Source organism: Mammaliicoccus fleurettii (genome assembly GCF_003970575.1).
In the GTDB taxonomy this organism is placed as follows: domain Bacteria; phylum Bacillota; class Bacilli; order Staphylococcales; family Staphylococcaceae; genus Mammaliicoccus; species Mammaliicoccus fleurettii.
Genome location: NZ_RXWZ01000233.1, coordinates 4928 through 14154, shown reverse-complemented (window position 1 = coordinate 14154; position 9227 = coordinate 4928). Strand labels below are relative to the sequence as shown.

At 29.6% G+C, this 9227-nt stretch carries 9 protein-coding genes; 4 read left to right on the top strand and 5 right to left on the bottom strand.

What is annotated here, in order from left to right; all coding sequences use genetic code 11:
* The 3 genes from CD129_RS13125 to mqo all read right to left on the bottom strand — a co-directional run.
* On the bottom strand, positions 1 to 401 hold a 401-nt coding region (locus tag CD129_RS13125; RefSeq protein ID WP_478335184.1), incomplete at its 3' end, for a Y-family DNA polymerase.
* A gap of 215 nt (positions 402 to 616) precedes the next feature.
* Positions 617 to 1021: a sporulation protein gene (locus CD129_RS13120; protein WP_078356350.1), complete on the bottom strand. Its 405-nt coding sequence runs from the start codon at positions 1019 to 1021 to the stop codon at positions 617 to 619.
* A gap of 136 nt (positions 1022 to 1157) precedes the next feature.
* Entirely contained in the window at positions 1158 to 2642 is a 1485-nt protein-coding gene (gene mqo / locus CD129_RS13115; protein WP_078356349.1) for a malate dehydrogenase (quinone), read from the bottom strand.
* A 398-nt stretch (positions 2643 to 3040) separates the two neighbouring features.
* Here mqo and CD129_RS13110 point away from each other — a divergent pair, with 398 nt between their 5' ends.
* Positions 3041 to 4051, top strand: a complete 1011-nt coding sequence (locus CD129_RS13110) for a cation diffusion facilitator family transporter (protein ID WP_107510091.1) — start codon at positions 3041 to 3043, stop codon at positions 4049 to 4051.
* 2 nt (positions 4052 to 4053) lie between these two features.
* Entirely contained in the window at positions 4054 to 4239 is a 186-nt protein-coding gene (locus tag CD129_RS13105; protein ID WP_078356347.1) for a 2-hydroxymuconate tautomerase, read from the top strand.
* 79 nt (positions 4240 to 4318) lie between these two features.
* On the opposite strand, the gene CD129_RS13100 is transcribed toward CD129_RS13105, so the two are convergent.
* Positions 4319 to 5296 carry an LCP family protein gene (locus CD129_RS13100; RefSeq protein ID WP_078356346.1) on the bottom strand — a complete coding sequence of 326 codons (978 nt, stop codon included), beginning with the start codon at positions 5294 to 5296 and terminating at the stop codon, positions 4319 to 4321.
* 154 nt (positions 5297 to 5450) lie between these two features.
* Here CD129_RS13100 and msrA point away from each other — a divergent pair, with 154 nt between their 5' ends.
* On the top strand, positions 5451 to 5951 hold the full coding sequence (gene msrA, locus CD129_RS13095) for a peptide-methionine (S)-S-oxide reductase MsrA (RefSeq protein WP_107510093.1): 501 nt from the start codon (positions 5451 to 5453) through the stop codon (positions 5949 to 5951).
* A 90-nt stretch (positions 5952 to 6041) separates the two neighbouring features.
* On the top strand, positions 6042 to 6659 hold the full coding sequence (locus CD129_RS13090; protein ID WP_107510094.1) for a DedA family protein: 618 nt from the start codon (positions 6042 to 6044) through the stop codon (positions 6657 to 6659).
* An 86-nt stretch (positions 6660 to 6745) separates the two neighbouring features.
* Here the strand turns inward: CD129_RS13090 and mprF are convergent, their stop codons facing one another.
* Positions 6746 to 9226 (bottom strand): bifunctional lysylphosphatidylglycerol flippase/synthetase MprF, encoded by a 2481-nt coding sequence (gene mprF, locus CD129_RS13085; protein ID WP_256681923.1) that lies wholly within the window; start codon positions 9224 to 9226, stop codon positions 6746 to 6748.
* Position 9227: the final 1 nt, after the last annotated feature.

Sequence of the window (9227 nt, the reverse complement as noted above, 5' to 3'; positions counted from 1 at the left end):
AAGTCAAATGGTGTTGAACAATAATATTTAAATACTTTAGTTATGTCAATAAATATTTCTTCAACATTGTACTGTTGAATATCTTCAAATTCTACATATTTAAGTAAAATTTTATATATAGCAATTGATTGATTGATATAGTGATTCATATTGGGATTAATAATGTAAATATCATTTCTTTGAGGAATTTCAAATAACCTAGCACCCGTATCTATACCTAACTTTTTCAATGGTTCAGTAGCAGATAAAATAATCGCACCTTTCCTTTTAGTATCTGAAATAACTGCCAATTTATTCTCATCAGGATTTATACCTTTACTCATACATGACACATTCGCAAAAAAGCTATTCTGATCTATGCATAAAATATGTCTCTTCTCATATAAACGGTAATCATACATAAAATCACCTTCCATCGTCGTATTAAATATATTTTCATTATATACGAACATATGTTCTGTTTCAAGGTATATATTTTAAAGAGTAACAATAAAAGCAGTTCTCAGTTAAAGTGCTTATAAGGATAGCCATAAAAGTTCATTTGATTACAAAATAGGAGGTTGAGACAATTAATTTGTCTCAACCTCCTAATTAAGTACTAAACCTATTTCACGTTCTATCTAACTATTTCTAGTCTTTCTTCATCATCAGCGCCAACTGATTGTTCTATATGGACGTGTGTCTTTAAAAAGATTTCTTCAGGCTCACCTTTAAATTCAATTTGCTCTAATTTGAACTCAAATTCATATTCTTGATGATCTTTCTTTTTAATTAAAAAGGATTTATTTACTTTGTGCTTATGCAATTCATAATCAAATTCTGAAAAATCACTGTCCTCATTCTGATTATTAACACGTTCAATTAACGACAACATAATGTATTCAACTTTTAAATCACATGTTCCACCTTTAAATATTACTTTTCCTTTAATAGGTTCTTCTTCATTAAAAGTTGTTTTTTCTAGTCGTGTATCGATTGTTAGATTACCGATACCTATAGAGGTAAGTAATTTTTCAAACATAATTCAAATCCCCCTTAAACTTCATTAAGGCTAGTTTAACCCGATTAAACTAAAATTTAAAGAGAATTTATGAATATTTTTTTATTTCCTAATAAAAAATAAAACATAAGTAACATACCTATGTTTTATTTCTTTATTATTTATATAAACCTAATGCTTTTGATGTGGATGTATTTATCTCATTAAATAAATCTGGATGTTCAGATAAATTTAAACCAAATGAAGGTATCATCTGTTTAATTTTATCCTCCCATTTTGTAAAGTTATCAGGGAAACATTTTTCTAGCAACTGAATCATAACATGTACAGCTGTTGATGCACCTGGTGACGCTCCAAGTAAAGCTGAAATTGAACCATCTTCACTTGTTACGAGTTCTGTACCAAATTGCAATGTTCCTTTACCGCCTTCATTCGTGTCTTTTATAACTTGAACACGTTGACCTGCGATAACGATATCCCAATCTTCTAACTTAGCAGTTGGTATAAATTCTTTAAGATCTTCTAATCTCTTTTCATCAGATAAAAGTACTTGTTCAACTAAATACTTTGTAAGTCCCATTTCCTTTAAACCTGCAGATAACATTGTAAAAACGTTATTAGGTTTAACTGAACCAAATAAATCTAAATTTGATCCTGTTTTTAAGAATTTAGGTGAAAACCCTGCGAACGGTCCAAATAACAACGTTCTCTTACCTTCTATATATCTTGTATCTAAATGTGGTACAGACATAGGTGGCGCACCTACTTTGGCTTTACCATAAACTTTTGCTTCGTGTTTCGCAATAACTTCATCGTTATTACAAACCATAAATAAGCCACTTACAGGGAAACCACCAATGTTTGAAGCTTCTTTAATACCTGTTTTTTGAAGAAGAGGTAAACTTCCTCCACCAGCGCCTATAAATAAGAATTTAGTATTATGGTATTCTACTTTTTTAGTTTCACCATTGTAAATCTTTAATTGCCATGTATTATCTTCGTTTCGACGAATATTTTGTACAGAGTGATTGTAGTTTAGTTCAACACCCTTCTCATTTAAATCATCTAGTAAAGAACGTGTTAAATTACCAAAGTTAACGTCAGTACCTGATTCAATCTTAGTTGCAGCAATTCTGTCATCAGCTGGACGTCCTTCCATCATAAGAGGCATCCAATGTTTCAATGTTTCAAAATCATCCGTGAAAGTCATACCTGGGAATAGCGGATTACTTGATAACGCATCACAACGTTTTTTAAGAAACTGAACGTTCTTTTCCCCGTATACAAAACTCATATGTGGCACAGGACGAATAAAAGTTTCAGGATTAGGTAAGCTTCCTTTATTAACTAAATAAGTCCAAAATTGTTTTGATAATTGAAACTGCTCATTTATTTGAATTGCTTTATCAATATTTACAGAACCATCCGCCTCTTCTTTTGTATAGTTCAATTCGCATAATGCCGAATGACCTGTCCCAGCGTTGTTCCATTCATTAGAACTTTCTTCGGCTGGTTTTGATAATTTTTCAAATAATTTAACTTCTAAGTTTGGTGATAGTTCTTTAAGCATCATACCTAAAGTAGCACTCATGATACCCCCACCAATTAATATTACATCTGTTTTCTTATGTAATGAATTCATAATTAACTACAGAGCCCCTTTCAATATTAACCTATTTGACTATATATTAATGTCCATAAAAAATATACAAATTAATAATTTTATTTGAAATAATCTATGTATTATCTCTATTATAAACCTATTAGATTCATTTAAAAAGTGACAACAAGTACACATAGTGTAATATGTATTTTTTAATAGGATGTTACATTAAAATAGTCCGAAATTAGTATAACCTAATTACTATATCAATATAAATAGTATAACATATTCCCTTAATTAATGGTTTTAAAAATTCCAATAATACAAATAGTTTACATAATATAATTATGATTATTATAAAATAAATGCTTATTTATAATTAAAATGTGGTATTTAAATGATATAATCATAACAATCTAATTTTAAAGGAGTAATATATGAAAGATTTTCTGAATATACTTAAAAAAGGAAGCAAGTCTTCTCTATCTGCTGCAGTAGTTAATTTTATTCTTGGTTGTTTAAAGCTACTTGCCTTTATTTTTACAGGAAACATCGCTATGTTTGCAGAAATGATGCATTCATTTGGTGACGCAGCAAATCAACTATTTGTATTTATAGGTTCTGCTTTTTCTAAAAGAAGCCCAAATCAAAAGTTCCCATTAGGCTATGGCAGACTAATAAACCTTGTTTGTTTAATTGCTGTAATCATTGTTGGTATTCTTTCTTACGAAACGATAAAAGAAGGTTTTCACCACATTATTCATCCAAACAGTACAGATGGCCCGTTACTATTCTTTTGGATTAACATCGGCGTTTTAGCAATTGGTATCGTACTTGAAGCCGTTGTTTTAAGAAAAGCTGGTAAAGAAATATTAGAAGAAGCCGGCGAAAGCAGTAAAGGTCTGCTATCTCCATTTACAAAAAGTTATTTATTTATAGGTAAAGCAAAGCCTGCAACAAAGTTAGTATTTATGGAAGATACTGTTGCAACTGGTGGTGGTGTTATTGCCGTTATATCAATAATCATTGCTCGCTTAACAGGATTAGGCATGTTAGAAGGTATCGCATCAGTAATCATAGGTGTAATGATGTTTATTATTGTAGGTATTATTTTTATAGAAAATGCTCAAGGCGTATTAGGTATTGCTGATCATGAATCAGAAATCCATGCTTCTAGAGTGATTTTAGATGATAAGTCTATTGCTGATATTAAACGTTTAGCAGTCATAAAAGAAGGAGAGGCACTTCATATAGAATGTTTATTAGAGGTAAATCAAAACTTTACACTGAAAGAGTTGTCAGAAATAAGAAAACGGATTATATTAAAACTGTTAGACTTATCACATGTTGAAGACGTGAATATAGAATTCATTGAAGATGATGGTCAAACAAACTGGAATGGAGATTCAGGTCCTTCAGCAAATATTCAATATGACAAGGAGCGTTAATTATGCCAATCGTAAACATTAAGTTAATTGAAGGTAGATCAGACGAACAATTAAAGGGTCTTGTAAAAGATGTAACTGAAGCAGTTCATCAAAATGCTAAAGCACCGAAAGAAAATATTCATGTAATCATTGAAGAAATGAAACCTGAGCATTATGGAGTTGCAGGCGTACGTAAATCTGATTCATAATCTTCGAATAAATAAAATATAAAAAAGCATTAAATGATCAGTTTGATCATTTAATGCTTTTTTTGTTTCCTTAAAATAGTTACTCGTTAAGAAATTTTTTAATTGCTTCTTTATTTTTCTCTTTATCAATCTTAAGAACAGCGCCATTTTCAACATCATTTGCATTTGTATATGAACCTTTTACTGGTACTGTTAATGTTTTTATATCTTTATCGCCTCTAGCTATAAAACTAGCTCCCGTTTTGTATATTGTTGGATCATCTAAATTAGTATTCACATATCCTCTAGCAATTCCAGCTAATTTAGGTGCTTTCATTACAGAGTCTACACTTAATAATTCAGATTTAAGCCCTGTCATTACTTGTTGTTGCCTTCTAACTCGTCCAAAATCGCCTTCTTCGTCATTTCTATACCTTGCATAACCTAGTAATTCTTTCCCGTTTAAGTTATGTTGACCTTTTTTCAAAGAAACGCCGATTTTTTCAGACATATCTTTTTCAACATTGATTGGAACACCTTTTGGCGATATTTCATCAACCATTTGTTCAAATCCATCAAAATCAATGATTGCATAATATTCAGGATCAATATCTAGATTCTTTTTCAATGTCTTACGCAGTAATTCAGGTCCCCCCAGTGAATACGCTGTATTAATTTTATAATTGCGATAACCACCTGGAATTTCTGAATAAATATCTCTCATGACTGATACAATTTTAAGATCTTTCTTTAAATAATCATATTGAACAATCATAATTGAATCTGTTCTTGGTTGTGAATTATCTACTTTACGATCTTCCCCTAACACGAGAACATTTACTTTACCATCATTTCTTGTTGTACTATGGAATTTATGCAATTCATTCTTTTTCCCATGATCAGAAGAAACCTTTAAGCCTGATTTATAAGAAGCATTAATATAAAATCCAAGAGCAACTAATAGTAAGATGATACCTAAGATAATAAAAGGTCTTTTTTTAATTCTACGCTTTTTATTTCTTTTTGGTACATTCGTTTGACGATTGTCATCTGTTTCTGATTGATTTTGCGAAGTCATTGTTACCAACCTTTTATCTTCAAAATTGAGACTAATTATATTATAATGAGACTCATACATTAAGTTAAACAATTTCTCAATTAAAAATCAAGAAAAATTGCGAACCTAATTAAAAAATAAGACTTGAGACTGAATAAAGGATGGTAAAAATATAATGAATATGAATAAAGCGTATTTTGCAGGTGGATGCTTTTGGTGTATGGTTAAACCATTCGACGAATATGAAGGAATTGATAAAGTAACTTCTGGCTATATGGGTGGAACAACTAAAAATCCTACGTACGAAGAAGTTAAGCAAGGACATACTGGTCATTTAGAAGTAGTAGAGATCCAATATGATGTTGCTTTATTCTCATATAACAGATTATTAGAAATTTATTTCGCAATAATAGACCCTACTGACGCAAATGGACAATATCAAGACCGTGGTACACAATATCAAACAGCTATTTTCTATACAAATGAAGATCAGAAGAAATTAGCTGAACAATATATTGAAGAATTGAATAAAAAGTTACCTGGAGATAAGTCAGTTGTGACTAAATTATTGCCTTATCAACCTTTTTACGAAGCTGAAGATCATCATCAAGATTTCTATAAAAAAAATCCAGCTCGTTATCAAGAAGAACAGGAAATCAGAAGAAGTTTAAAATAATAATGTGCTAAAATAACAACATATAATGATGTTATACTGCTATTTTTATGTAGCAATATTGTCAATTCATATATAATAGAGGAGCATGTCATGGAACATTGGATTACTGAATTTATGACACAATATGGCTATATTGGTGTCTTTATCCTAGTATTTTTAGAGTATGTTATACACCCTTTCCCATCAGAAATCATCTTAACTTTTGCAGGTTTTATGACTTCTCAATCAAATTTAAATATTTTCATCGTATGTTTAATTACAGTAATTGCAGCAGTACTTGGCGCACTTGTGTTATACAGTATCGGAGCCTTTATAGGTGAAGAACGATTATATAAATTTGTAGATAAACGTGGAAAATATATAGGTATCAAAACTCAAGATTTAGATAAAACTATTAAATGGTTAGAAAAATATGGACATTGGGCAATCTTCATTGGCAGATTTATACCAATCGTCAGAACATTAATATCTTTACCAGCTGGAATTACTAAAATGAACTTACCAGCCTTTATATTATTAACAGCAATCGGAACTGGTATGTGGAACATTTTTCTTATAATGTTAGGTAAAACTTTAGGAAGCCATTGGCATGAAATTTTACTTTATGTAGGCATGTACTCTAAAGTGTTTATTATTGTTATAGCAATAGCTGCACTTTATGTGATTTATTTATGGTATAAGAGAATTAAAACAACACGTGCTAATTAAATAATAAAAAAAGAGCAGAATTTCATTTTTACAATGAATTTCTGCTCTTTTTAATTTTTTAAGACATTCATGTCCAGACTCTTTTTTTACTTGTGGTTTATCGTTAATGACACTCTAACTAAATTCCATAATAACGAACTATATTTTCTATAAACTAAATATCTTGGTTCCCAATCTGGAGCGAATTTTTGTTTATAGTTTCGTAATCCTTGAAAGCTATATAAACTGTTCATATTCTCGAATACTTTTGCAGCAAATTTCTCTCTTAAATAAGCATGTTTATTGAGTCCAACATTCGACAGTGTAGCCATTCCCATATTAAACTGTTTGTATCCTTCTTCTTTTGCCCACAACAACATATGGATATATAAAGCATCCATCATAGAAATATCTATATCTTTATTCCATCTTATTAAATCTATAGAAACAGATTGATTATAATTCGTATACATTAATGTACAAAATCCTACTATTTCATTACTTACGTTTCTAATTACCGCAACCGGTGCTTTATTTAAATAGTCTAAATTAAATGCACCGACTGAGAAATTCATTTCTTTCTTTTCTCCTAACCAACTATCACTAATTGTTTGTAACATTTTAATATCTTCTTCGGAATATGGCGTGTTTATTATTTCAAATTGATAACCTTCTGATTCCAACTTATTATAAGTTGCACGCATTCCACGTTTTTTCTTTCCAGATAAACTGAAAGCATTTAAATCTATCAAGGCTTCTTCTCCTAATTTGAAAAAGACATTTCCATAATCATGATATAAAGATAATAATTTACTTTGTACTTGATAGAAAATGATGTCATACCCTAAGAAATACATTTGATCATAAAAGTCATTTAATGTTTCATTGAATTTATCTTTATTACCTATTGGGTCTCCAAGTACAATCACTGTATTCATAGTATAGCGATACATAATAAATACATCTTCATCTTTATTTACAAAAAATGATTTATCTCCCGTAAATGCTAAATGACTTACGTAAGATCCTTCATGATTATTGATTATATTGTTTATTGTTTCATAACTTGAATTTGTTGATAAAGATTTCTGATATTTTTTGGAAAGCATAAATGTGATGCATACACCAATTAAACATAAAATTGCAAGCACAATCCAAAACATCGTAAACACTGCATATTTATCAAATTTAGTAACTTCATGTGGATATAAATTTAAATAATTCACCGAAACGATTCGATTAAATATAAACATAGTAAAAATAAGGACACCACTTAAAACAATTTTGATAGGTGTCATATTTTTCTTTACGACAATAGCTTTTTTATACCCAATAAATAGCAATACAAGCAAAATGGCTAACCATAAAAAGGCAATAATGGTACTATTTGATAATATACATACAATCAACATTACAATAACAGAAATAATGCTCATTAACGTAGATCTCATAGTTCCTGACATCACACCTTTTGCACATATAAGCAACATTAGTGTCGATGCTGTATGCAACGCTAATATAATTGAATAAAACATGTAATGATGAGAATAAATCGCATCATACAATATTAGTATATGATTAAAATATAATACAAAACCTGTAATGCCTGAAAGTAAGCCTAATGATATTGAAGGGATTTTCGCCAAAAAATCACTCTGCACAGATTTAATAAACAATGTTGTATCCATAGCAGGTGTATAAAATTTACTTTCTTCGATATATTTTTTAGCTATGCCACCAAACTCAATTGTTGATAGTCCTAGTGCAATTATAAACGGGAAGAAATAGTAAGCTACTCTATACAACAGCAATGCTAGTAATACTTGTTCTTCTGGCACGCCTAGTGATTTAATACCGAGTAAAATAACTAAGTCAAAAGCACCAAATCCACCTGGTATCATACTAATTAATCCAGATAATGCTGCAATTACAAATATTCCAACTAAATGAGCATAATCAATATTTATATGAAGTGCTTTTAAAATAATAAATAATAGAAAACTTGCAGCTAACCACTCTAAAGCTGATACTATTGTAAACTTTACCCCAAGAAATCTATCTCTTCTAATCGATGGTTTTAAAAAAGAAAATATAATAAACAATGGTAAAAATAAACTGCCTATATATAATACAATTTTTGCCCAATATATATTTGCCAATAAAGTATCAGCATTAAAAATACCTAATACAATTAACACACATAGCAAGCTTAACCCACTAAGCATTGATAATAGTAATAATGAAACGCTTTTAATTAATTCTTGTTTATCATTTACATCATTTCGATAAGAATAGATCCTTAAACCAGCTCCAATTAACCCACCAAATCCTAATATGCTATTAAATGTGTTAATAATGTAGCTTATAGATAAAATTTTGTGTATAGGCAAACTAATTTTTAATGATTGCTTTAACATAATGTCATATAAGGATAATACTGAGACTGAAAGTACGCCTAACAATATAATACCTACAAAATATGCTGTATTCATTTCTCTAAATAATACTATTGTTTTTTTAAAGTCTATTTTTCCAATTTCGTTATGTAAAACATATATAACAACACATAATATCGTACAAATAAACAAA

Bases quoted from the DNA above. Each gene is read 5' to 3' on its own strand.
- CD129_RS13120 (WP_078356350.1), bottom strand. From the start codon at position 1,021: ATGTTTGAAAAATTACTTACCTCTATAGGTATCGGTAATCTAACAATC.
- mqo (WP_078356349.1), bottom strand. From the start codon at position 2,642: ATGAATTCATTACATAAGAAAACAGATGTAATATTAATTGGTGGGGGT.
- CD129_RS13110 (WP_107510091.1), top strand. From the start codon at position 3,041: ATGAAAGATTTTCTGAATATACTTAAAAAAGGAAGCAAGTCTTCTCTA.
- CD129_RS13105 (WP_078356347.1), top strand. From the start codon at position 4,054: ATGCCAATCGTAAACATTAAGTTAATTGAAGGTAGATCAGACGAACAA.
- CD129_RS13100 (WP_078356346.1), bottom strand. From the start codon at position 5,296: ATGACTTCGCAAAATCAATCAGAAACAGATGACAATCGTCAAACGAAT.
- msrA (WP_107510093.1), top strand. From the start codon at position 5,451: ATGAATATGAATAAAGCGTATTTTGCAGGTGGATGCTTTTGGTGTATG.
- CD129_RS13090 (WP_107510094.1), top strand. From the start codon at position 6,042: ATGGAACATTGGATTACTGAATTTATGACACAATATGGCTATATTGGT.